This window comes from Dialister invisus DSM 15470 (assembly GCF_000160055.1).
Taxonomy (GTDB): domain Bacteria; phylum Bacillota; class Negativicutes; order Veillonellales; family Dialisteraceae; genus Dialister; species Dialister invisus.
This window is the reverse complement of record NZ_GG698602.1, coordinates 713,952-734,999: the sequence shown is the minus strand read 5'-3', so window position 1 is coordinate 734,999 and position 21,048 is coordinate 713,952. Positions and strand designations below refer to the sequence as shown.

Sequence of the window (21,048 nt, the reverse complement as noted above, 5' to 3'; positions counted from 1 at the left end):
GATGAGTAAAATATTTCACAGCCTTATATTTCGGTTTATCATAGTTACGCTGGTTTTCTTTGCGGCTACTTCTCCGATCATTGTCCTTTTCGGACCGTTTGGAAATTTGAAGCGTGCCGTGGTAGGCGCTATCATGCGTTCCCGCCATCCCCAGTACATTACCTGGCTGTATAACCAGGAGGAATTAAATGAAATATTGGGTGTAGTCAAAACGACGGAACAGACGCAAGTTCTTTCCTTTAAACCGCGTACCGATTCCACGCTGTCTTTGCAGAAGATTGAAACGACCCGTTTCGTGGGTTATCTTCTGGAAATCCCCAATCCGCAGCGGATACAGGTGGCAACGGCTGAAGATATTCAGGAAAAAGGGGATACGACGAGCCGCATTGCAAAGAAGAATAATGCGGTTGCCGCAATTAACGGCGGGGGATTTTATGATCCCAATGGTACGGGAACCGGCCGCCTGCCCTATGGGTTTATCATTCATGAAGGAAAGTATCTGCTCGGGCAGCAGGTAGATGATAAAGAACGGGTCGATTTTGTCGGCATGACACGTTCAGGGAACCTGATTGCCGGAAACTATAATAAAAAGGAGCTTCATGATTTGGGTGTGACAGAGGGATTGACCTTCGGCCCGCCACTTATCATGAACGGCAAAAAGGTTATCCGCAGCGGTGACGGCGGCTGGGGGATCAGTCCGCGGTCCGCGATCGGACAGAAAAAAGACGGAACCATGATGTTTCTTGTTATTGACGGCCGCCAGCCGGGGTACAGTATCGGGGCCACTTTGGTGGATGTGCAGAATATTATGTATGAAAAAGGCGCGTATATTGCGGCGAATCTGGACGGCGGTTCCAGTACGACCTTGTATTATAACGGCAATGTAGTGAATAAACCGGCGGATCTTCTTGGAGAGCGTATGATTCCGACGGCATTTATCGTGAAATAGGAGGGAACTGATGAATAAGAAATTTCTTACATTTGTTTCCTGCTGTGTCATCGGTACGGTGCTGCAGGCGGGCGGGTACCTTTATCTTGATCAGGTACTCTTTGCGCCTTTGTCTTCTTCGGATTACGGGGTATCTGATGTAAAAGATAAAAATACGGAGGCTCTTGATAAGGCGGGACGGAAGATATTCAGCAAAATTACGGTGAAGGGGAAAGCCTATTATTCCCATGACTACCATTATATGGCTGATGTTACCGCTGATTCTGTGACGATTTATAATTCAGACAGTTTGAACACGCCGCAGAAAGTGGATCTGAAAGGACAGGGCGTATCTTTCTTTGAATGGATGCCTGACCGTAATCTGGCGCTTATGGCCATGTATCCCATTCATTGGAAGGGCGGACGCTGGGATGTGACTCTGGCAAGGTATAATCCGGAAGGAACGACCCATGAATCGGATGCGCCGATTAAGGATCTGCCGAGAAACGCCAAAATTGTGGATGTGGCATACTCGACTGCGACGAATGCGGTGTATATGAAAATGGAGGTGGGAAACGGACTGTATCGTATTTATCGTACTGATGCAAACTATGATACCCGCCGCATCTATGTGCAGACATCCCATATCGGTAAGATTGCCGTTTTTTATGATGAAGATAAATTCTTCTACGATGACAGCCAGCGGGGCATTATGTATCTTTTTGACGGGGATGACAGCGGCTGGCGCGTTATTTCTCCGCCCGGGCAGTTCCGGCTGGTTGGGCTTGGCGAAGATAAAACGATTTACGCCGTTAAAGTAAATTCGAAAGATGAAGTCATCGGTTACTATACGGGAAGACTGAAAGTGGGCTTTCATGAAGTGAAAGCATTGGAAACACCGGTAGAATTAAATTCCGTCACGGTCCATATGATTCGCGAAGCGGCCGCGGCAAATCCTGAACAGCCGGCAGAGAAGAAAAATTAAATCATTAAATTGTAATATAAAATCGGACAGTCACACAGAAAAGGCTTCGAAAATAAATTCGGGGCTTTTTTTACTCGGAAAAACCTGTGTTTTCTAATGCGCCTGCCTAATAAAACTGATATAATTAAAAAAACTGCTTTTGAAAAGAGGGATTATATGGAGAGGGTCTGTTCTGCAGACGACAGGATCATTGCGGCACTGGATGTAGATTCTTTTGAAAAGATGGAGTCCATCGTGGAGGAGCTGGGAGAACTCGTTTCGTTCTACAAGGTAGGAATGGAACTGTACTATGCTGAAGGAAGTAAAACCATGGAATGGCTTCATGAAAAAGGGAAGCAGGTTTTTCTTGATTTAAAAATGTATGATATCCCGAACACCGTGGCCCATGGAATTTCTGCCGTGTCGGGGCTGGGGATTGACCTGATCACGATCCACGCAGGCGGCGGTCGGGACATGATGGAAGCCGCAGTGCAAGCTGCCGATGAAGCGGGACGGAATAACGGGAGACGTCCAAAAATTCTGGCGGTTACCGTGCTTACCAGTTTTGATGAAACTGTTTGGAAAGAGACAGGCGGATTATTGCCGATTGAGTCTCAAGTGTTCCGCCTGGCAAAACTGGCAAAAGAGTGCGGCGTCGACGGTGTGGTGGCATCGCCGGAAGAAGCGAAAGGGATACGGGAACTTTGTGGAAATGATTTTGAAATTGTCACGCCGGGAATCCGTCCGGCCTTTGCGGATGCTGATGATCAGAAACGTATCGCCACGCCCGCTGTGGCGCTTAATAACGGTGCGACGCGGCTTGTGATCGGGCGGCCGATTACAAAAGCGGAAGATCCGAAAAAAGCCGTCCGTATGATTTTAGAAGAGATCAGGGAGAATAAAAAATGATGAAAAAAGACGCAGAATCTTTATTGAGAGAGACAAAAGCCATTCTGGAAGGGCATTTTCTTCTGACCAGCGGGTTGCACAGCCCCCTTTATGTAGAGAAGTTCAATGTACTGCAGCACCCTGAGTACACGGAAAAACTTTGTGAAATGATTGCAGACCATTTCAGAAATCAGGGGGTGCAGACAGTCATCGGACCGGCAACGGGCGGCATTATCCTGTCACAGGTGACAGCGAGGCTTTTGGGGACCCGTTCTATTTTTACGGAAAGAGAAAACGGAAAAATGACACTTCGCCGTGGCTTCCGTGTGGAACCGGGTGAAAAGGTTCTCATTGTGGAAGATATCGTGACTACCGGCGGCTCTATCCGTGAAGTGGTGGACGTGGTAAATGAAGCAAAAGGTGAAATTGTGGGCATCGGTCTTTTTGTAGATCGCTCCGGAGGAAAGGCGGATTACGGTGTGCCTGCCGATAAGGTATTTCCTCTTGTCCGCCTGACAGTGCCGGCTTACCGCCCGGAAGAATGTCCGCTTTGTAAAAAAGGAGTGCCAATTACGGAAAGAGGAAGTCATCATTTGAAGAAATAAAAAACAATGGTTTGTGAATGAACAGTGAAGAAGAAACGGTACAGTGATGTATCGTTTTTTTATGCGGCAAACAAAATAGACCTCCATGGGGGTGGAGGTCTTCAGGAAAGAGGCAATGTCGTTTGATGGGAGAACGGTATTGCCTCGGGGGTTAAGTAGAAAGTTCGCACATCAGGTCATGAACGGAAACGATGTCCTTAATTTTGTAGGCATTGGCGCCGCAGAAGACAAGTGCGTTATCCACATCTCCTTTGACAGCCCTGATGAGTGCCATGGTGATGCAATATGGCGTTGTGCGGGGATCGCAGGTCTTAAGGCAGTGGAAGCAGTTTCTTACGTTTTCACGCTGTTTGCGGATCCGTTTTACAAAAGGGTTGAGAAGCGCCCGTCCCGGCATATGGACCGGGCTTTGGACGATTGTCACATCTTCCTTTTTCGCATTGACGTACATTTGTTTAAATTCGTCCGCCGCATCACATTCTTTCGTGGCTACGAAACGTGTTGCCATCTGCACGCCGGAAAGACCGAGAGAAAGATAATGTCTGATATCTTCTTTATCAAAAACACCGCCGCCGAATACGACGGGGATTTTTTTATTGTACTTTTCTTCAAATTCGTGAACTACCGCGAGAATTTCCAGAATTTCTTTTTCATAGCCGTCGTTTTCATGAAGTTTTACTTCTTCACGGGTGTAGCCCAAATGGCCGCCCGCTTTCGGACCTTCGATGACAACCAGATCTGCTGTCGTGTGGTGGTGCCTGTCCCATAATTTCAACAGGACGCGGCACGCTTTGGGTGAACCGATAATGGGTGCTATTTTGGTGTTCGAACCTTCGACACATGCGGGGAGATCGGCGGGAAGACCTGCACCGGAAAAGATAATGTCTGCTCCGTTTTCTACGGCACACTTGGCATAAACTTCATAGTTATATCCTTTTGTCATGATATTCACACCGATAATTCCATCAGGCGCTGTTTCACGCGCTTTTTTCAGATGGCGTGCAAGAGCCCTGCAGTTAGCGGCAATCGTGTTTGTTCTGAAATCAGGTTCATCGAAACCGGGCTGTGCCGCGGAAATGACACCGATACCGCCTTCTTTTGCGACGGCTCCCGCAAGACCGGAAAGGCTGATGCCGATACCCATGCCGCCTTGGATGATGGGAATACGGGCTGTCAATTCACCTATATGCAATGCCGGTAAAGACATAGCGCTTCTCCTTCTTGATTATAATACAAAATCACATAAACGTTTTATTTAATGAGTGTAAATTGAAATTATTTGATTGTAGTGTAGTCTAAAAGTATGGATAAGTCAATGGTTTTATGTCAAATAATTTATTCAAACAAAACTTGATTTATTTTTGATAATATGACAAAATAAATCTTCAGTAAAGGAAGACAGGGATAAGGGCATTTCATTGCGTTATGAAGTTAGCACCTGTTCATAAAAGAATTCTTTATTATATCCTTGGATTAAAAGATTCCTGTTACGGGAATAATAGAAAAGCATATTAATCAACAGGGGAGAAACGAGGATACTATATAATGGTTGCGGTGTTGTGATATAGTATTATCAGCAGGTGATAAATATGAACAGAAAACATAAATGGGAGAAAGAAGAACGGCGGGAAGCGATCACTGATGTGATCCGGCAGAATCCGTGCCTTACCGATGAGGATCTGGCAAAGCGGTTTTCCGTCTCTGCTGCGACAATAAGGCTTGACCGGCAGATGCTGGGAATACCGCAGATGCGGAAACGGATTGAAAAAGCAGTTTCTGAACATCCGTCCGGATTTCATGAAGAACTCCAGATTCTGGATATGGAGAAAGGGAAAAAGGGACTCGCCCTGTTTCATACGACAGAGAAAATGACGGACAGAAGCGGTATGGTTTCCGCAGATCGACTTTATGCCGCTGCGGCAGATTTTGCGCAGTCTTTGGCAGGACAGGTGTTCACGCCGGTGCAGGTGGGGAATATTAAGTATAAAGAACCTGTCGGCAGTGGTGAACAGCTTGTTCTCAAGGGGAAAATCGCTCTGATGAAAGTAAACAGGAAATATATTTATATCAGCTTCTTTAAAAGAGCGGCGGAAGTGTTCCGTGCCAAATTTATTATGGAAGTATCAAAAACAGGCGGGGAGGCGCTTCATGGATAAAATAGCAGTAGATGCTATGGGGGGGGATTTTGCTCCTCTTGAAATAGTCAAAGGCGCTGTTCTGGCAGTGCGTGATTTTCATGTTCCTGTTGTCCTGGTCGGCGATAAGGAACAAATTGTGAAAGTATTGAAAGACAATCATGCCGATCAGGAACCGTTGATTGAAATCTGCCATGCGTCACAGGTGATTGGGATGGGAGAACATCCGGGGATGGCATTTCGTAAGAAAAAAGACGCATCCGTGTCTGTGGGGGCAAAGCTTGTTAAGAACGGAGAGTGCGGTGCTCTTGTCGCTCCCGGTTCAACAGGTGCTGCTGTGACGGCAGGACTTTTAGGGATGGGACGTGTCGATGGGATTGAACGTCCTGCCATTTTAACTCCGATTCCGAATCGGAAAGACGGATATACATTTCTGATTGACTCCGGTGCCAGCGCGCAGCCGAAACCGGAGACACTTTTACAAAATGCTCTGATGGGATATGTTTATGCGAAAAAAGTGTGGCATATCGAAAATCCGCGGATCGGACTTCTGAATATCGGCGAAGAAAGTACAAAGGGCAGTCCTGTCGTGACGGAAGCTTATGAATGGCTGTCCGGACAGAAAGTGGTTCCTTTTGCGGGAAATGCGGAGGGACGTGATATCATGTCCGGTGAATTTGATGTCATTGTTACTGACGGTTTTACAGGAAATGTAGTACTGAAATTTGGAGAAGGAGCTGCCAGCCTGTTTTCCGCATTATTGAAAAAATCGGTGGAAAAAGGTGGTCTTCGGGCAAAGCTGGGGGCCTTTCTCCTGAAACCGGCATTGAAAAAATATCTTGTGAAGCGGCTGGATTATGCCGAATATGGCGGAGCGCCTTTGATGGGGATTAAAGGCGGGCTGATTATCTGCCACGGCGCGTCCCAAGCCCGGGCAATCAGGAATGCCATTCATATGGCAAAAGACTTCTGTGAAGCCCGTGTGGTTGATGTTATTGCAGAAGCGGTGGTGCAGATTGAAAAAGAAGCGGGCCGCTTAAAAGAGGACTGAGCTTTTGGGGGAATAATTATATGAGTGTATGCAGTTCGGCAGGAATTTTGGGAACCGGTCACTATGCGCCGGAAAGACTCCTGACAAATTTTGACCTTGAGAAGTTGGTAGATACTACGGATGAATGGATTCGTACCCGCACAGGTGTGGAAACCCGCCACCTGGCAGCCGCCTCTGAAAATACATCGGATTTGTGTGTAAAAGCCGGTTGGAAAGCTTTAGAAGCTGCCGGTCTTACTGCAGAGGATATAGATTTTGTGATGGTGGCGACAGCTTCACCGGATTATGTGGTACCGTCGACTGCCTGTCTTGTGCAGGATAAGATGGGAATGAAACGGGCGGGCGGCATGGATATTTCTGCGGGCTGCTCCGGTTATATTTATGCAGTCGCCACAGCAGCCGCGATGGTCAAAGCGGGACTTTATAAATATATTTTGGTGGTGGGCGCGGAAATATTGTCCCGCCTGGTTAATTGGCAGGATCGTTCCACCTGTATTCTTTTTGGTGACGGGGCCGGAGCGGCGGTCATCGGGGCGGCGGAAGAAGGATTCGGCCTTCTGGCATCAGATTTAGGTTCTGATGGGAGCATGGGAAGTATTTTAAATATCCCAGCCAGCGGTGTGGCTGAACCTGTGACGCACCGCGCCATTGATTCGAATCGTATTTACATACATATGGAAGGCCCCGAAGTGTTTAAAGCTGCTGTCCGCCATATGGAAAATACAACTATGACAGCACTTGAAAAGGCGGGAGTTGATAAAGAGGAAATAGATATGTTCATTGCCCATCAGGCCAATAATCGTATTATCCAGTCTATTGCAAAAAAAGTGGGTATTCCCAAAGACCATATGTATGTGAATGTCGAAAGATATGGAAATACTTCGGCGGCATCCGTGGGGATTGCGCTTGATGAAGCGGTGCGGAGCGGAAAAATAAAACATGGCGATATCGTTGTGATTACAGGATTCGGTGCCGGTCTTACCTGGGGCTGTGATGTAATGCGTTGGATTTAATAGTCATAATTTAATAGTCATAATAGATAGTTTATGTAATGAGGTGAAACAATGAAAACAGCATTTTTTTTCCCGGGACAGGGATCCCAGAAAGTCGGAATGGTTCATGATTTGTACGAAAAGTATGATTCCGTGAAAAAGATCATTCGTGAAGCTGATGACACATTGGGCTTTTCCATTTCAAAAATGATGTTTGAAGGTCCGGATACGGAACTGATGAAAACAGAATTTACCCAGCCTGCTATTTTGACGGCCAGTGTATGCTGTTGGCAGGTATTGAAAGAAGAAGGCGTTACACCTGATGTGGCGGCAGGTCACAGCCTCGGTGAATATTCCGCCCTTGTGGCGGCAGGTTCAATCTCTTTTTCTGATGCGGTCCATACGGTCAATCTTCGCGGCAAGTTTATGCAGGAAGCGGTACCTCTTGGTGAAGGAAGCATGGCGGCTGTTATCGGCTTGGATCCGGATCGTATCACTGAAGTCTGTGCGGGTGTTTCTACGGAAAGCCAGCCGGTGCAGGCGGTTAATTTTAATTGTCCGGGACAGACGGTTATCGCCGGGGCTGCCGGGGCGGTGGAAAAGGCTTGTGCTGCTTTGAAAGAAGCCGGCGCAAAGAGGGCAATCATGTTGAATGTAAGCGCGCCTTTCCATTCTTCACTTATGGAACCGGCGGCGCAGAAGCTGAAGAAGGTGCTTGATAAGATTGAGATAAAAGATGCGGAAATTCCTGTTATCGCTAATGTAAATGCACTGGCAGAAACAAAAGCGGCAGATATCCGTACACATTTGGTGGAGCAGGCGGCTCATGCGGTGAGGTGGGAAGAGTCGGTGCGAAATCTTATTGCCGGCGGAATGGACACCATGGTGGAATGCGGACCGGGAACCGTCCTGTCCGGGTTTATGCGCAAGATAGATAAAAGTATCGTGTCTTATCACGCGGAAAATATAGAAACGATTATCGAAACCGTACAAGCATTAAAAGGAGTCTGATAATGGAAAAATTGGAAAAAACAGCATTGGTTACGGGCGCTTCCCGCGGTATCGGCCGAGCGATTGCCCTCACTCTCGGTCAAGCGGGGTATGCGGTAGCAGTTAATTATGCAGGGAACGAAGCAGCGGCGGAAGCGGTAAAAAATGAAATTATCGCGGCAGGCGGGAAAGCGTTTACTCTGCAGGGAGACGTGTCCGATCCGGAAGATGTAGAGCATATGTTCGAAAAGATTAAAGAGGGGTTCGGATTTCTTGATGTCCTTGTCAATAATGCGGGCATTACAAGAGACAGTTTACTTATCCGTATGAAAGAAAGCAGCTGGGATGAGGTGATTGCAACCAACTTGAAAGGAAATTTTCTGGTACTGAAAGCAGCGGCGGCGATGATGATTCGCCGTAAAAAGGGATCTGTCATCAATATTTCTTCAGTTGTAGGTCTTACGGGAAATGCAGGGCAGGTAAATTATGCAGCAGCAAAAGCGGGTGTTATCGGTATGACGAAAGCGGCTGCCAAAGAACTGGCATCCCGCGGTATCCGTGTCAATGCGGTGGCTCCGGGATGTATCGTGACTGATATGACGGATAAGATACCGGAGAATATAAAAGAAGGCATGCTTCATTCTATCCCGCTCAGCCGTCTGGGGCAGACCGAAGAAGTTGCCAAGGCTGTTTTGTTCCTTGCTTCTGATGATGCCTCTTATATCACCGGGCAGGTTTTGAATGTAGACGGCGGTATGGTGATGTAAGTTCGGCAGGGAGGACAGAGCATCCTGATATGAGGAACGGGAAAATATTCATGCCGTATCATCAGCATAGAGTTTTCCGGCATATATAAAAAGGGTATGCGTCATTCGCTTTTGCAGGATTCTTCGGAGAAGATAAAAGAGGTTGCCACAGCCGTTTACTTTTTTCCTGACTGCGTTTTTTATATCAGGGAACGGGTTTATATGTAGACGGCGGAATGGTTATGTAATATAATTTATGATGGTAAATTTTATTGAAAGGTGGTGAGATGAATGGGAACTTTTGACAAGGTAAAGAAAATCGTTGTAGACCAGCTGGGAGTCAATGAAGCTGATGTACAGATCGACTCCACTTTTATTGATGATCTGGGTGCGGATTCTTTGGATATCGTAGAACTGATCATGGCGTTCGAAGAAGAATTTGAAATTGAAATTCCGGATGATGCGGCTGAAAAGATCAAAACTGTACGTGATGCAGTTGATTACATTGAAAAGCAGATTCAGTAATTCATACTGGAACATGGCAGGCATCGGGGGCTTTTATTCCCCCGAAAGGCCGCTGTGCGGAGAACACCTCAAAAAAGCGGACCGCAGTTTCGGCCATCCGTTTTTTTGAGGTTTTGTCCCATAAAGGAATATGAGAAAACAGGTAATCTGATCCAAATTATGTGAGTGAGGTGCTTTGTAAGAATGGAAAGAAGAGTTGTAATTACCGGTCTTGGGGTGGTATCCCCTGTTGGAACGGGCGTAGAGAAGTTTTGGAACAGTCTTTTGGAAGGCAAATCGGGCATTGCTCCGATTACCCGGTTTGACGCTGCTGATTTCCCGGTGAAAATCGCAGGCGAAGTAAAAGATTTTGATCCGGCACTGGCAGGTGATAAAAAAACAATCCGACATATGGATCGCAATGCCCAATTTGCTGTTGCTGCTGCCCGGATGGCAGTGGAAGATGCCAAATTGGATATGGAAAAAGAAAATCCGGATATGGCAGGAACAGTGATTGGAACCGGTATCGGCGGTATTGCCACCATGGAGGAAACGGTATTCCGTATTGAGCAAAAGGGACCGGGCAAGGTGAATCCTTTTGCTGTTCCTATGATGATTGCCAATATGGCTTCCGGACAAGTTTCCATTACTTTTGGTCTGCAGGGGCCTGTACTCACTGATGTGACCGCCTGTGCGTCCGGTACTAACGCCATTGGTCTTGCTGCACGCCTGATTAAGCATGGTGATGCTGATGTGATGATTGCCGGGGGGACGGAAGCGGCTGTGGCAAAAACACCGATGGCAGGATTTGCCGCCATGAAGGCGCTCTCTTCAAGAGAATGTCCGCCGGAAGAAGCGTCTTGCCCGTTTGATGCCCGCCGGGACGGATTCGTTCTTGGTGAAGGCGCCGGAATTCTCGTACTGGAAGAACTGGAACATGCGAAAAAGAGAGGCGCTTATATTTATGCTGAACTTGCAGGGTATGGTTCCAACGGTGATGCTTACCATATTACCGCTCCCCGGCCGGGCGGCGAGGTGGCGCTCCGCTGCATGCAGAAAGCATTGGCAGATGCCCGTATTGATCCGAAAGACGTGGACTATATCAATGCCCATGGCACATCTACCCATTTGAATGACTTGAACGAAAGTACTGCCATTAAAGCGCTGCTGGGACAGCATGCTTATGAAATTCCCGTAAACTCCACAAAATCCATGACAGGGCATCTGCTTGGCGCAGCGGGTGCGATCGAAGCCGTGGTATGCGTGCTGACTATTGAAAAGAATAGGGTTCATCCGACTATTAACCGGAAAGAAATCGATCCGGACTGTGATTTGGATTATGTGACAGATGGTGCAAGAGATGTAAAAGTAAACGTGGCCATGTCTAATTCTTTCGGCTTCGGTGGACATAACGCGGTTATCGTTATGAGGCGTTATGAGGAATAGGAATGAGCCGGATTGAGCGCAGGAAGCAGGAGCGGCTGGATGAAGTCTGGCGTTTTGCAAAAGAGAGTGATATTCCTGTCCATAATATGGAGCTGCTGAATGTGGCACTGACCCATACCTCTTATGCCAATGAACATCGTAATCTGAAAGTTCATGACAATGAACGTCTCGAGTTTTTGGGGGACGCTGTTTTGGATCTGGCAGTAGGGGATTATCTTTTCCGGCGTTTTCCCGAATGGCCGGAAGGAGATCTGACCCGTGCCAAGGCAAGCGTGGTGTGCAAACCGGCATGTGCCGAATGTGCGGCTAATTTCCATGTAGGTGATTATATGCTTCTTGGCAGAGGGGAAGAAATGTCGGGCGGCAGAACCCGCGTTTCTATCCTTGGGAATGCTTTTGAGTCGGTGATCGGTGCTGTTTATTTAGACAACGGCTATGAAGTGGCGGCAAAGTTTATTCTGGGCCATATGCAGAAGTTTCTTGATCTGGTTGATCAGGGGATTTATGATCATGACTATAAATCAGATTTACAGGAAATTGCCCAAAAAAATGGTGATGTCGATATACGGTATGAGGTCGTCCGTGATGAGGGACCGGATCATGATAAGACAATATGGATGGAACTTTTCATTAATGGGAAAGCACTTGGAACCGGTATAGGCAAGAATAAAAAAGAAGCCGCCCAAAACGCGGCTAAGGAAGCCATTGAACGGCTTCATAAGGGAGAGTCAGTGCCGCCTTCTCTTGAATGAAGCAAGGGGGGATAAGATTGGCGGCGGTGAAGCAGCTTACAAGGCCGGAGGAAATTGTCGCTCGGATACGGGAAATATACGTGCCCAACCATTTTATGTCCGACTATTTTCATATTGATATTGATGATATCCGCTGCGGGAAAGTGACGGTCAGTTTATTGACGGATCCGAGAAAACACACGAACCACAGAGAGGTGCTCCACGGCGGTGTTATGATGGCGCTTGCCGATTCGGTGACAGGAGTTACCGGGGCATCTGTCGGGGCGGTAGTCGTTACAGTCAGCCTTACGATGAGTTTTATCCGTAATGCGAGACCGGGTTCCAGAATCCGTGTAAAAAGCCATATTACCCACAACGGCAGAACAACAATTGTTATTGCCGCGGAAATGTATGACGAAGATGATAAATTGATGGCAAATATACTGGCAGATATGATGATTGTTGATCATTTTCCCGAGATACCGAGAAAGTGGTAAATATAAACGGATACTTCCGAATATTCCTGGGGGCATATAATATGCTTCAGGAACGGAGTATCCGTTTTTTATCTTATTTAATTTTCAATACCGGTTCGTACAGGTACGCCTTTGTCATAATAGTGGCGTATCTTTTTCATTTCTGTAATCAAATCGGCGGCGTCAAGAATTTCTTTCGGCGCATTCCGTCCGGTAAAAATGAGTTCTACTTCAGGGCGGCGGGCTTTTAAAATTTTTTCCGTATCTTCCTCTGTTGCCAAATCATACCAGCGTGCCATATTATATTCGTCCAGGATGACCATGTCGTAGTTTTTAGAAACAGCGTCTATGGCCTGCTCAATTCCTTTCAGAGTCATTTCCCGATAGTCTTTCGGAGGATGTCCCGCAGGATAAATTCGAATATGGTTTCCCCATGTTTTTCGCTGTTCATCCGTGAGCATTCCTTCCTTTGCGATGAAGTAAGGTTTGCCCAAAGTGATCAAGGTAATGCCCGGAATCGACTGGAGAATTTTCTGCTCTGAATAAGCGAGGGATTTCATGAATTGAAGGATACAAACTTTCTTTCCCGCACCGACAGCACGGATGGCAAGTCCGATGGCGGCAGTTGTCTTGCCCTTTCCGTCGCCTGTATATACATGGATATATCCTTTGGTCATGATGGCTGCCTCCTGTTTTTATTACACAAAATGACGGGGTTTTCGCATAAAAAAATCTTCCTGCTCTTACGGAAGAAAAGATGTTTCGCATGGGAAAATCAAAAAAATTGTTTCCTTGTTCCACATTTGTACTGTTTATAACGGCGGTGGACAAAAAAACCTCCGAGAGTAAGAATGAAGAGAACAACGAAACGTATACCGTGCTGGGAAAAATGGATCAGATCATGGCCGAGAACGACTTCAATGACTACGGAAGGAATTTTTCCGAAGAGTGTTGCCCGCAGATGCTGTCTTGTGGTGAGTTTTGTGAGGACTGCCGCTGCGGTAAAGAGAATGTTTGGCGAGTAGGGGATTGCCCGGGCTACAGCCATGGCGTATACTGAACTGTATTTGTCTACTTTTCTTAGCATATGCTTTTTCTCAATGATCCGCCTTGCTTCATCCCTGAAAAATATGCGGCCGATATGGAAACTGATTTCAATCCCTATAACTTCGCCGATCCAGGAAATAATGATCCCCGGCAGAAGACCGAAAAGAACGCCGTTGATGGTGAGAAAAGGAATCGTGGGGATACCGAAAACGTTACAGAGAATCAGTAAAAAAAGGCTCACTGCAAAAGCCCCGTAACCAAAAGAGGAAATATAGCGGGACAGACTATCCACATCTCCCGCCAAAGTCAGGGTGATGGTATTGCTGTAAAATTCAGGAAAGAATATTTTAGCGATAAGAAAACATATGGCTGCCAGAAGCAGGAGCATAAAAATTCCTACCGTTTTTTTATATGAATCAGGCATGGGGATTCCTTACAGAAAAAATAGGAAAACGGAAATATACAAGCTGCATAATTCTGTTTCCTGCAGAACAGTAATTTATTTTCATTATTATAGAACAAACCGTTCTTTATTGCCAGTTATCCGATGGCGTTATACATACCGTATTCGTTTTACACATCCGGTCACTTGCAAAAATATATTTCCGCTTATATAATAACGAATATATTAAAAATGGCATGGATGGGAAGAAGCTGTCGGGTTTTCTCAAAGAGAACCGCTCCTTGGCTGGAAGAGCGGCAGAAAGAAAACAGCAAGTCACCCCGGAGCCGGCAGGGAGGCCTGTCCGCCGCGCACGTTACGCGCTGATGAGTGGCCTGACGGCTATTTAGGTGGTACCGCGGAAGTCTCTTTCGTCCTATGGGATGAAAGAGTTTTTTGTTTACAGGGAGTGGATGACATGGATGAGATGAAAGATTTAGGGAAGTATGAACCCGGTGCGATTGAAGAGAAATGGTATAACTTTTGGGAGGAACACGGTGTATTTCATGATGAACCGGAGGAGGGGAAAGAGCCGTACAGCATTGTGCTGCCGCCTCCCAATGTAACGGGGCAGCTTCATATGGGGCATGCGCTGGACAATACATTGCAGGATATCCTGATCCGCTATAAAAGGATGCAGGGGTATAATGTCCTCTGGCTTCCGGGAAAGGACCATGCTGGTATCGCCACGCAGGTCAAGGTGGAAAAACAGATCGCCGAAGAAGGCCTCACAAAGTACGATCTGGGACGTGAAAAATTTTTGGAACGCGTATGGGAATGGAAGGAAAAATACGGGAATACCATCGGGAAGCAGATCCGACGCCTGGGGTCTTCCTGTGATTGGAGCCGTGAACGTTTTACGATGGATGATGTTTGCGCCCGTGCTGTCCGTGAAGTATTTGTATCCCTTTATGAAAAAGGGCTGATTTATCAGGGGTTCCGCATTACCAACTGGTGTCCCCGCTGCCAGACGGCGCTTTCCGATATCGAAGTAGAGCATGAAAATGATATGGGCCATCTGTGGTATTTCGATTATCCTCTTGCCGATGAGGAAGGTGCTGTGCGCATCGCAACGACCCGTCCTGAAACGATTCCCGGTGATACGGCCGTCGCTGTTAATCCGAAAGATGAAAGATATGCGCATCTGGTCGGGAAGAAGGTGAAGCTGCCGACTACTGACAGAGAGATTCCTATCATCGCTGATGAATATGTAGATATGGAATATGGTACAGGCTGTGTAAAGATTACACCGGCCCATGATTCAAATGACTTTGCCATGGGTGAACGCCACCATCTGGAAACCATCGTCATCATGAATAAAGACGGCACGATGAACGAAAAGGCGGGCAGATATAATGGCATGGACCGCTACGAGTGCAGGAAAGAGATCATCAAAGATTTTACGGATATGGGGCTTTTTGTAAAAAGCGAAGAAAAAGAACATGCCGTCGGTCACTGCTCGCGCTGCCATACGGTTGTTGAACCGCTTACCACGAAACAGTGGTTTGTCAAAATGAAACCGCTTGCCGGTCCCGCTATGGAAGCAGTGCAGTCGGGGAAAACAAAATTTGTTCCTGAACGTTTTTCTTCTACCTATATCCAGTGGCTGGAAAATATTCATGACTGGTGTATTTCCCGCCAGCTCTGGTGGGGACATCGTATTCCTGTGTGGTACTGCGACGATTGTGGTGAAGTCATTGCGTCCCGCACCGATTTGGAGGCCTGCCCGAAATGCGGAAGCAAACATATCCGCCAGGATCCTGACGTTCTTGATACATGGTTTTCCTCTGCGCTCTGGCCATTTTCCACCATGGGCTGGCCTGACAGGACGCCGGTCCTGAACCAATGGTATCCTACATCTACGATGGTTACCGGTTATGACATCATTTTTTTCTGGGTTGCCCGTATGATGTTCATGTCTATGGAATTCATGAAGGAAATTCCTTTCAGGTATGTGTTTATTCATGGTCTTGTCCGCGATTCCCAGGGGCGGAAAATGTCCAAATCCCTGGGCAACGGCATCGATCCCCTGGAAGTGATTGAGAAATATGGCGCTGATGCGCTTCGGTTTACGCTTGTCACAGGCAATACGCCGGGCAATGATATGCGTTTTTACTATGAACGTGTGGAGGGAAACCGTAATTTTGCCAATAAATTATGGAACGCCAGCAAGTTTACCCTTATGAATCTGGATGACTATGATCCCCGTTTCATTCCGGAAGAAAGCCAGTATACACTTGCGGATAAATGGATTTTGGAAGGTCTTGCGCAGACGGAAGAGCATGTCAGCGAGAACCTTGATAAATATGAGTTAGGCGCTGCCGCGGATTCTATTTATGATTTTGCATGGAACTCTTTCTGCGACTGGTATATTGAAACGGCGAAGGGCCGTCTTTATGGAGCGCACAATGCCGACCGGCAGGTTACCCAATATGTCCTTGTGTATGTACTGACGAGAATCATGGCACTCCTGCATCCTTTTATGCCGTTTATTACGGAACACCTCTGGCAGCATCTGCACCACTCCGGTGAAACTCTGGCGAGAGCTCCCTGGCCGGCAGCTGATGAAAGACTTCGTTTCCCGGAAGAACAGGAGCAGATGGAGCGTATCATGGACGCGATTAAGGCTGTCCGCAATATGCGTGCGGAAGCGAATGTGGCGCCGAACAAAATGTGCCATATCCGGATCGCGGTTCATCGTGATGATTTGAGAAAATGTATCGAAACCCACGAAGAATATTTTGAAAAACTGGGGCATGTAGAAAAAATCGTCCTGCTTGCCGCTGATGGAACAAAGCCTGAAAATGCCCTTGCTGCTGTTGTCACGGGCATGGAAGTATATCTTGAATTGAAGGGCCTGATTGATACGGCTAAGGAAAGAGAACGGATCGAAAAGGCAAAAGCCGCTCTGGAAAAAGAAATCGCCCGTACATCCGGTAAGTTGAACAATAAGGGTTTTCTTGCGAAAGCGCCGGAAGATGTTGTGGCGAAAGAAAAAGAAAAACTTGCGGAGTTTGAAGAGAAGATGAAATCATTTGATGAACGTCTTCGTTTCCTTGCCGATCTTTAATTGTTGTTACATAAAGGAGTCAGTATGAATTATCAGGAAAGTATTTCCCGTCTGGAAGAAGCATCCGTTTTCGGAATCAAGCCGGGGCTGGAACGAATGCAAAAAATTCTTGCTGTACTGGGAAATCCTGAAAAAGCCTGTAAGATGATCCATATCACGGGGACGAATGGAAAAGGGAGCGTCGCCGCTATGATAACGAGTGTTTTGGAAAATACAAATCTTAGGGTAGGGCGGTTTACGTCACCGCATCTTATAGACTACACGGAACGGATTTATTTGGGTGGGAAAGATATCTCCCGGGAAGATTTTGCCAAAGCGGCCACAGTGGTTTTTAAAGCTCATGACGAGCTGGTAGCCGCGGGGGAAGAAGCGTTGACGGAATTTGAACTGCTGACAGCCATCGCGTTTTGGTATTTCCGTGAAAACAAAGCGGATTACGCCGTTATGGAAGTCGGCATGGGCGGACGTTTTGACGCGACCAATGTAGTGATGCCTGTTGTTTCCGTCATTACGAATGTGGCTATGGATCACATGCAGTATCTGGGAAATACCCTTCAGGAAATAGCGAGAGAAAAAGCGGGAATTATCAAAGAGGGGATTCCGGTAGTCACTGCGGCGCAGCATGTGGCTTTGAAGGAATTGAAAAAAGATGCCCACAATAAAAAAGCACGCATTTATTTTTACGGCCGTGATTTTGAAATCGATACAAGAAACAAATGGGAGCAGGGCCAGGTCGTAGTGGTGAAACGGAAAGGCATGCCGAAAGAACTGGAAAAGAGCATGCTCTTTGTTCCCTTTATCGGTGCCCATCAGGCAGTCAATGCGGCGGTGGCAGCGATGGCACTTACCATTCTCATGAAAGAAGACGGGCGGATTAATGAAAATGATCTCCGTGAAGGATTGGCGCGGGCCAGATGGCAGGGCCGTTTTGAAATTCATCACGCAGGGGGGAAAACAGTTGTCTTAGACGGCGCGCACAATGAGGCCGGAGCGGAAGCGCTTCAGGAAGCATTGCGGGAACAGTATCCCGATAAACGGCGTATTTTCGTTTTTTCTTCTCTTCAGGATAAAACGACGGAAACCATTATTCAGATGCTCGTAAGAAAAGGGGACAAGGTTTATGCCTGCGCCGCGCCGACACCGAGGACAAGGACGCCTGAAGAAATCTGTGAAATGATTGACCGGCAGAAAATCAGGGCGGAGCACAAGATAGCGGGGAGCGTGGCAGATGCTTTGGAAAAGGCGGTGAAAGAGGCGGATGAAAACGATATTGTCCTCGTCTGCGGCTCTCTTTACATATTGGGAGACGCGATCCGGTGGCTTCGAAAGCAGGAATTGGCAGAATAAAAAATAAACAAGAAAAAGGACTGAGGGAAACATAAAATATTTTCTCAGTCCTTTTTCTTTTCTTGTTGTCGCTGATTATTATGCTGATAAATAAATGAGCAGCCCATCAGCGTTTTATCATAGATTAGTAATTTTCCGCCTTAATAGCGAAGAAAGAACGGGGATGGTTGCATACGGGACATTCTTCCGGCGCCTCTACGGATTCGCAAGTGAAGCCGCAGTTTGCGCACATCCAGAGTTTCTTTTCATCCCTCTTGAACAATTTGCCGTTTTCCACATTGGCAAGAAGAATTTTATATCTTCTTTCATGCTGCTTTTCAATTTCGCCGATTTTGGCCATGAGGAAAGCAATCTGCGGAAAGCCCTCTTTTTTTGCAGTTTCAGCAAACTCCGGATACATTGAAGTCCATTCATCATTTTCCCCTTTGGCTGCCATTTTCAAATGTTCGGCGGTATCCTTTTTCAGATCCCCCACGAGCCAGAACCAGATTTTAGCATGAGCTCTTTCCTGGTTCGCGGTTTCTTCAAAGAGATCGGCAATCTGCCGGGACATGGACGGATCTTTTCGTGCTTCGCCAGCGAAGAGATTGTATTTCACATGGGCCTGTGCCTCTCCCGCGAAAGCGGCGCGCAGATTTTTTTCGGTCTGTGTACCTGCAAGGCGCGACATTTCTTCCAAAGCTTTTTCTTCATTCATGATTTTTTCCTCCTGAACAACTTACCTTACTATAAAGGATACTCCTGATATCCGTAATTATTATACATGATAAAAGTTTTGCGGAACAGGGAAAATGAGAAAGGAATATTTTCTGTTTCCAATTTGGCATGAAAGTAGAATCATTTTGTAAATAAATTTTTACAAAGAATTTACACAGCTGCTTTATGATAAAGAAAATAATAGGAAGTCGTGTACCTTTTAAGGGGGCGGGAGTATGTTCAGCCTGGTCAATAAGCATGAAGAGTTTTTTGATTTTCTTGTAACAAATGGAGAATATTTTCACAAAGGAACGCTTATGGTCAAGGAGGTCCTTCAAGATCCGAAGAAGCTGGAACGCTGTGCCAAGGAAGCAGAGAAAATTGAGCATCTTGCTGACGGAGTGACCCATGAAGTGGCGGCAAAAATGAAGCATGTCTTTATTACGCCTATTGACAGAGAGGATTTTTATCTCCTTACCAGCAACCTGGACGACTGTGTAGACGATATTAAAGATGTCATCTTTACTTTGCGCATTTATCATGCCGGCCTCGGCTGGAACCGGATGCTTCGCATGGCGGATATTCTGATAGAAATGTCCGGAGAATTGATTATCCTGTTCCGCCTCCTGAAAGATATAGATAAAAATGAAACGGAGATTACAGAACGGGCCCGTAAGATCAATCGTCTCGAAAGTGAAGCAGACACGATTTATCGTGCGATTATTTCTGATTTGTTTGACGGTACCCATGATGCGGTAGAGATTATCCGCTGGAAGGAAATCATGGAAACGATGGAGGAAACGGCAGATCAGGCGGAACGCGTAGGTAATTTGATTAAAGAAGTGGTTATGAAATATGCCTGATATTTATGCGATAGGCCTGGTAATTGTTCTGGCGCTTGCCTTTGATTTTATCAACGGCTTCCATGATACAGCAAATGCGATTGCTACCTGTATCGCAACGCGCTCCTTAAGTCCCCGCATAGCGATTATCATGTCGGCGTTTTTAAATTTTGTTGGAGCGATGGTGTCGACCGGTGTGGCGAAAACAATCGGAGGGGAGATTGTCACGTCTCCGCAGATGGTGGACTCCACAGTGCTTATAGCGGCGCTTTTTGCCGCTATCGTATGGAATCTTTTTACCTGGAAGATCGGCATGCCTTCCAGCTCCTCTCATGCGCTGATCGGCGGTGTCCTCGGAGCGGTGACAATTTCTTACGGTACGGGGGCAATCAATGGGAACGGGGTTTTTATGATCGTGGCGGGACTTATCGGTTCGCCTGTTATTGCCATGTTCAGCGGATATGTCATCATGACGCTTCTGTTTATCCTGTTCCGGAATGTGGGAAGATCGAAAGTGAATTATATTTCTCTCCATATACAGAGCTTATCCGCCGCGGTAATGGCATTTTCCCACGGTTCAAATGATGCGCAGAAGTGCATGGGAATCATCACGCTGGCGCTTTTGTCCGGCGGATACATTGGAGAACTGGAAGTTCCTTTCCTTGTAAAGATTGCCTGTGCATTTGCCATGTGTGCGGGGACGAGTGTAGGCGGCTGGCGCATTATCCGTACTGTCGGGAATAAAATATTCCGTTTGGAACCGGTGAACGGACTGGCAGCGGATATCAATTCGGCGTTAACTATTTTCACGGCGACCTTTCTGCATCTCCCCGTATCTACGACACATGTGGTCACAGGCTCCATTATGGGGGTGGGCTGGGCAAAGCGGTTCCGTGCAGTACACTGGAATGTGGCGTATTCCATGGTGGGTGCCTGGGTCATGACGATTCCCAGCACAGCGGCAGTCGGCGCATTGGTATACATCCTTATCCGTTATATCTTTTGAGAAAATACGATGATTGCCCGTTGATGCGGGCGTTTTTTGTTGAAATGTCCATATAAAGGTTTATGGGTGTTTTATGCAATGACCATTCTTTGCGAAACTGTTTGGGCAGCGGAGTTGGTCATTGACTGTAAGAGAAAAGAGA

The 21,048-nt window shown here is 46.8% G+C and carries 21 protein-coding genes; 17 read left to right on the top strand and 4 right to left on the bottom strand.

The genetic code is table 11. The features are described from left to right. Position 1 precedes the first annotated feature (1 nt). From GCWU000321_RS03565 to pyrE, 4 genes are all read left to right on the top strand, one after another. Positions 2-949, top strand: coding sequence for a phosphodiester glycosidase family protein (locus GCWU000321_RS03565; protein WP_022027038.1), 948 nt, complete (start codon positions 2-4; stop codon positions 947-949). Between the two features lie 10 nt (positions 950-959). After that, entirely contained in the window at positions 960-1,913 is a 954-nt protein-coding gene (locus GCWU000321_RS03560; RefSeq protein WP_007069718.1) for a hypothetical protein, read from the top strand. A gap of 156 nt (positions 1,914-2,069) precedes the next feature. Then, positions 2,070-2,801 (top strand): orotidine-5'-phosphate decarboxylase, encoded by a 732-nt coding sequence (gene pyrF, locus GCWU000321_RS03555; protein WP_040381204.1) that lies wholly within the window; start codon positions 2,070-2,072, stop codon positions 2,799-2,801. Continuing rightward, positions 2,798-3,385 carry an orotate phosphoribosyltransferase gene (pyrE, locus tag GCWU000321_RS03550; RefSeq protein ID WP_007069716.1) on the top strand — a complete coding sequence of 196 codons (588 nt, stop codon included), beginning with the start codon at positions 2,798-2,800 and terminating at the stop codon, positions 3,383-3,385. The genes pyrF and pyrE overlap by 4 nt, the downstream gene beginning before the upstream one ends. A 151-nt stretch (positions 3,386-3,536) precedes the next feature. On the opposite strand, the gene GCWU000321_RS03545 is transcribed toward pyrE, so the two are convergent. Then, positions 3,537-4,592, bottom strand: coding sequence for an NAD(P)H-dependent flavin oxidoreductase (locus GCWU000321_RS03545; protein WP_007069715.1), 1,056 nt, complete (start codon positions 4,590-4,592; stop codon positions 3,537-3,539). A 382-nt stretch (positions 4,593-4,974) separates the two neighbouring features. On the opposite strand from GCWU000321_RS03545, the gene GCWU000321_RS03540 reads away from it, so the two are divergent. From GCWU000321_RS03540 to GCWU000321_RS03500, 9 genes are all read left to right on the top strand, one after another. Then, entirely contained in the window at positions 4,975-5,541 is a 567-nt protein-coding gene (locus tag GCWU000321_RS03540) for a hypothetical protein (protein ID WP_007069714.1), read from the top strand. Next, positions 5,534-6,571 (top strand): phosphate acyltransferase PlsX, encoded by a 1,038-nt coding sequence (plsX, locus tag GCWU000321_RS03535; RefSeq protein ID WP_007069713.1) that lies wholly within the window; start codon positions 5,534-5,536, stop codon positions 6,569-6,571. The genes GCWU000321_RS03540 and plsX overlap by 8 nt, the downstream gene beginning before the upstream one ends. A 20-nt stretch (positions 6,572-6,591) precedes the next feature. Then, on the top strand, positions 6,592-7,584 hold the full coding sequence (locus GCWU000321_RS03530) for a beta-ketoacyl-ACP synthase III (protein ID WP_007069712.1): 993 nt from the start codon (positions 6,592-6,594) through the stop codon (positions 7,582-7,584). A gap of 51 nt (positions 7,585-7,635) precedes the next feature. Beyond that, positions 7,636-8,574, top strand: a complete 939-nt coding sequence (fabD, locus tag GCWU000321_RS03525; protein ID WP_007069711.1) for an ACP S-malonyltransferase — start codon at positions 7,636-7,638, stop codon at positions 8,572-8,574. 2 nt (positions 8,575-8,576) lie between these two features. Then, positions 8,577-9,320 (top strand): 3-oxoacyl-[acyl-carrier-protein] reductase, encoded by a 744-nt coding sequence (gene fabG, locus GCWU000321_RS03520; RefSeq protein ID WP_007069710.1) that lies wholly within the window; start codon positions 8,577-8,579, stop codon positions 9,318-9,320. 270 nt (positions 9,321-9,590) lie between these two features. After that, complete coding sequence (locus GCWU000321_RS03515) at positions 9,591-9,824, top strand: acyl carrier protein (protein ID WP_007069709.1); 234 nt, start codon at positions 9,591-9,593, stop codon at positions 9,822-9,824. A 183-nt stretch (positions 9,825-10,007) separates the two neighbouring features. Continuing rightward, positions 10,008-11,249, top strand: coding sequence for a beta-ketoacyl-ACP synthase II (fabF, locus tag GCWU000321_RS03510; protein ID WP_007069707.1), 1,242 nt, complete (start codon positions 10,008-10,010; stop codon positions 11,247-11,249). A gap of 2 nt (positions 11,250-11,251) precedes the next feature. Continuing rightward, the gene (rnc, locus tag GCWU000321_RS03505) at positions 11,252-12,001 is read left to right on the top strand and encodes a ribonuclease III (RefSeq protein ID WP_007069706.1); all 750 of its coding nucleotides are present in this window, start codon (positions 11,252-11,254) and stop codon (positions 11,999-12,001) included. A gap of 26 nt (positions 12,002-12,027) precedes the next feature. Beyond that, positions 12,028-12,477, top strand: a complete 450-nt coding sequence (locus GCWU000321_RS03500; protein ID WP_244835131.1) for a PaaI family thioesterase — start codon at positions 12,028-12,030, stop codon at positions 12,475-12,477. A gap of 77 nt (positions 12,478-12,554) precedes the next feature. Here GCWU000321_RS03500 and GCWU000321_RS03495 read toward each other — a convergent pair whose 3' ends face one another. Continuing rightward, entirely contained in the window at positions 12,555-13,133 is a 579-nt protein-coding gene (locus GCWU000321_RS03495) for a cob(I)yrinic acid a,c-diamide adenosyltransferase (RefSeq protein WP_007069704.1), read from the bottom strand. A gap of 98 nt (positions 13,134-13,231) precedes the next feature. After that, positions 13,232-13,927: a TVP38/TMEM64 family protein gene (locus GCWU000321_RS03490; RefSeq protein WP_007069703.1), complete on the bottom strand. Its 696-nt coding sequence runs from the start codon at positions 13,925-13,927 to the stop codon at positions 13,232-13,234. A gap of 436 nt (positions 13,928-14,363) precedes the next feature. Between GCWU000321_RS03490 and GCWU000321_RS03485 the strand changes: the two genes are divergently transcribed. Both GCWU000321_RS03485 and GCWU000321_RS03480 read left to right on the top strand, forming a co-directional pair. Next, positions 14,364-17,015: a valine--tRNA ligase gene (locus tag GCWU000321_RS03485; protein WP_007069701.1), complete on the top strand. Its 2,652-nt coding sequence runs from the start codon at positions 14,364-14,366 to the stop codon at positions 17,013-17,015. A gap of 24 nt (positions 17,016-17,039) precedes the next feature. Next, positions 17,040-18,362 carry a bifunctional folylpolyglutamate synthase/dihydrofolate synthase gene (locus GCWU000321_RS03480; RefSeq protein ID WP_007069700.1) on the top strand — a complete coding sequence of 441 codons (1,323 nt, stop codon included), beginning with the start codon at positions 17,040-17,042 and terminating at the stop codon, positions 18,360-18,362. Positions 18,363-18,486: 124 nt separating this feature from the next. On the opposite strand, the gene rbr is transcribed toward GCWU000321_RS03480, so the two are convergent. Beyond that, the gene (rbr, locus tag GCWU000321_RS03475; protein WP_007069699.1) at positions 18,487-19,059 is read right to left on the bottom strand and encodes a rubrerythrin; all 573 of its coding nucleotides are present in this window, start codon (positions 19,057-19,059) and stop codon (positions 18,487-18,489) included. Positions 19,060-19,294: 235 nt separating this feature from the next. Here rbr and GCWU000321_RS03470 point away from each other — a divergent pair, with 235 nt between their 5' ends. Then, a complete protein-coding gene (locus GCWU000321_RS03470) occupies positions 19,295-19,921 on the top strand; it encodes a DUF47 domain-containing protein (RefSeq protein WP_007069697.1) in 627 nt (208 codons plus the stop codon). Beyond that, positions 19,914-20,906 carry an inorganic phosphate transporter gene (locus tag GCWU000321_RS03465; protein ID WP_007069696.1) on the top strand — a complete coding sequence of 331 codons (993 nt, stop codon included), beginning with the start codon at positions 19,914-19,916 and terminating at the stop codon, positions 20,904-20,906. The genes GCWU000321_RS03470 and GCWU000321_RS03465 overlap by 8 nt, the downstream gene beginning before the upstream one ends. The last annotated feature ends 142 nt before the right edge of the window (positions 20,907-21,048 follow it).

Coding starts and splice junctions, on each gene's coding strand:
- rnc (WP_007069706.1), top strand. CDS start 11,252: ATGAGCCGGATTGAGCGCAGGAAGCAGGAGCGGCTGGATGAAGTCTGG.
- fabD (WP_007069711.1), top strand. CDS start 7,636: ATGAAAACAGCATTTTTTTTCCCGGGACAGGGATCCCAGAAAGTCGGA.
- GCWU000321_RS03480 (WP_007069700.1), top strand. CDS start 17,040: ATGAATTATCAGGAAAGTATTTCCCGTCTGGAAGAAGCATCCGTTTTC.
- GCWU000321_RS03565 (WP_022027038.1), top strand. CDS start 2: ATGAGTAAAATATTTCACAGCCTTATATTTCGGTTTATCATAGTTACG.
- plsX (WP_007069713.1), top strand. CDS start 5,534: ATGGATAAAATAGCAGTAGATGCTATGGGGGGGGATTTTGCTCCTCTT.
- rbr (WP_007069699.1), bottom strand. CDS start 19,059: ATGAATGAAGAAAAAGCTTTGGAAGAAATGTCGCGCCTTGCAGGTACA.
- GCWU000321_RS03495 (WP_007069704.1), bottom strand. CDS start 13,133: ATGACCAAAGGATATATCCATGTATATACAGGCGACGGAAAGGGCAAG.
- GCWU000321_RS03465 (WP_007069696.1), top strand. CDS start 19,914: ATGCCTGATATTTATGCGATAGGCCTGGTAATTGTTCTGGCGCTTGCC.
- pyrF (WP_040381204.1), top strand. CDS start 2,070: ATGGAGAGGGTCTGTTCTGCAGACGACAGGATCATTGCGGCACTGGAT.
- GCWU000321_RS03485 (WP_007069701.1), top strand. CDS start 14,364: ATGGATGAGATGAAAGATTTAGGGAAGTATGAACCCGGTGCGATTGAA.
- GCWU000321_RS03515 (WP_007069709.1), top strand. CDS start 9,591: ATGGGAACTTTTGACAAGGTAAAGAAAATCGTTGTAGACCAGCTGGGA.
- GCWU000321_RS03470 (WP_007069697.1), top strand. CDS start 19,295: ATGTTCAGCCTGGTCAATAAGCATGAAGAGTTTTTTGATTTTCTTGTA.
- GCWU000321_RS03490 (WP_007069703.1), bottom strand. CDS start 13,927: ATGCCTGATTCATATAAAAAAACGGTAGGAATTTTTATGCTCCTGCTT.
- pyrE (WP_007069716.1), top strand. CDS start 2,798: ATGATGAAAAAAGACGCAGAATCTTTATTGAGAGAGACAAAAGCCATT.
- GCWU000321_RS03530 (WP_007069712.1), top strand. CDS start 6,592: ATGAGTGTATGCAGTTCGGCAGGAATTTTGGGAACCGGTCACTATGCG.
- GCWU000321_RS03545 (WP_007069715.1), bottom strand. CDS start 4,592: ATGTCTTTACCGGCATTGCATATAGGTGAATTGACAGCCCGTATTCCC.
- GCWU000321_RS03560 (WP_007069718.1), top strand. CDS start 960: ATGAATAAGAAATTTCTTACATTTGTTTCCTGCTGTGTCATCGGTACG.
- GCWU000321_RS03540 (WP_007069714.1), top strand. CDS start 4,975: ATGAACAGAAAACATAAATGGGAGAAAGAAGAACGGCGGGAAGCGATC.
- fabF (WP_007069707.1), top strand. CDS start 10,008: ATGGAAAGAAGAGTTGTAATTACCGGTCTTGGGGTGGTATCCCCTGTT.
- fabG (WP_007069710.1), top strand. CDS start 8,577: ATGGAAAAATTGGAAAAAACAGCATTGGTTACGGGCGCTTCCCGCGGT.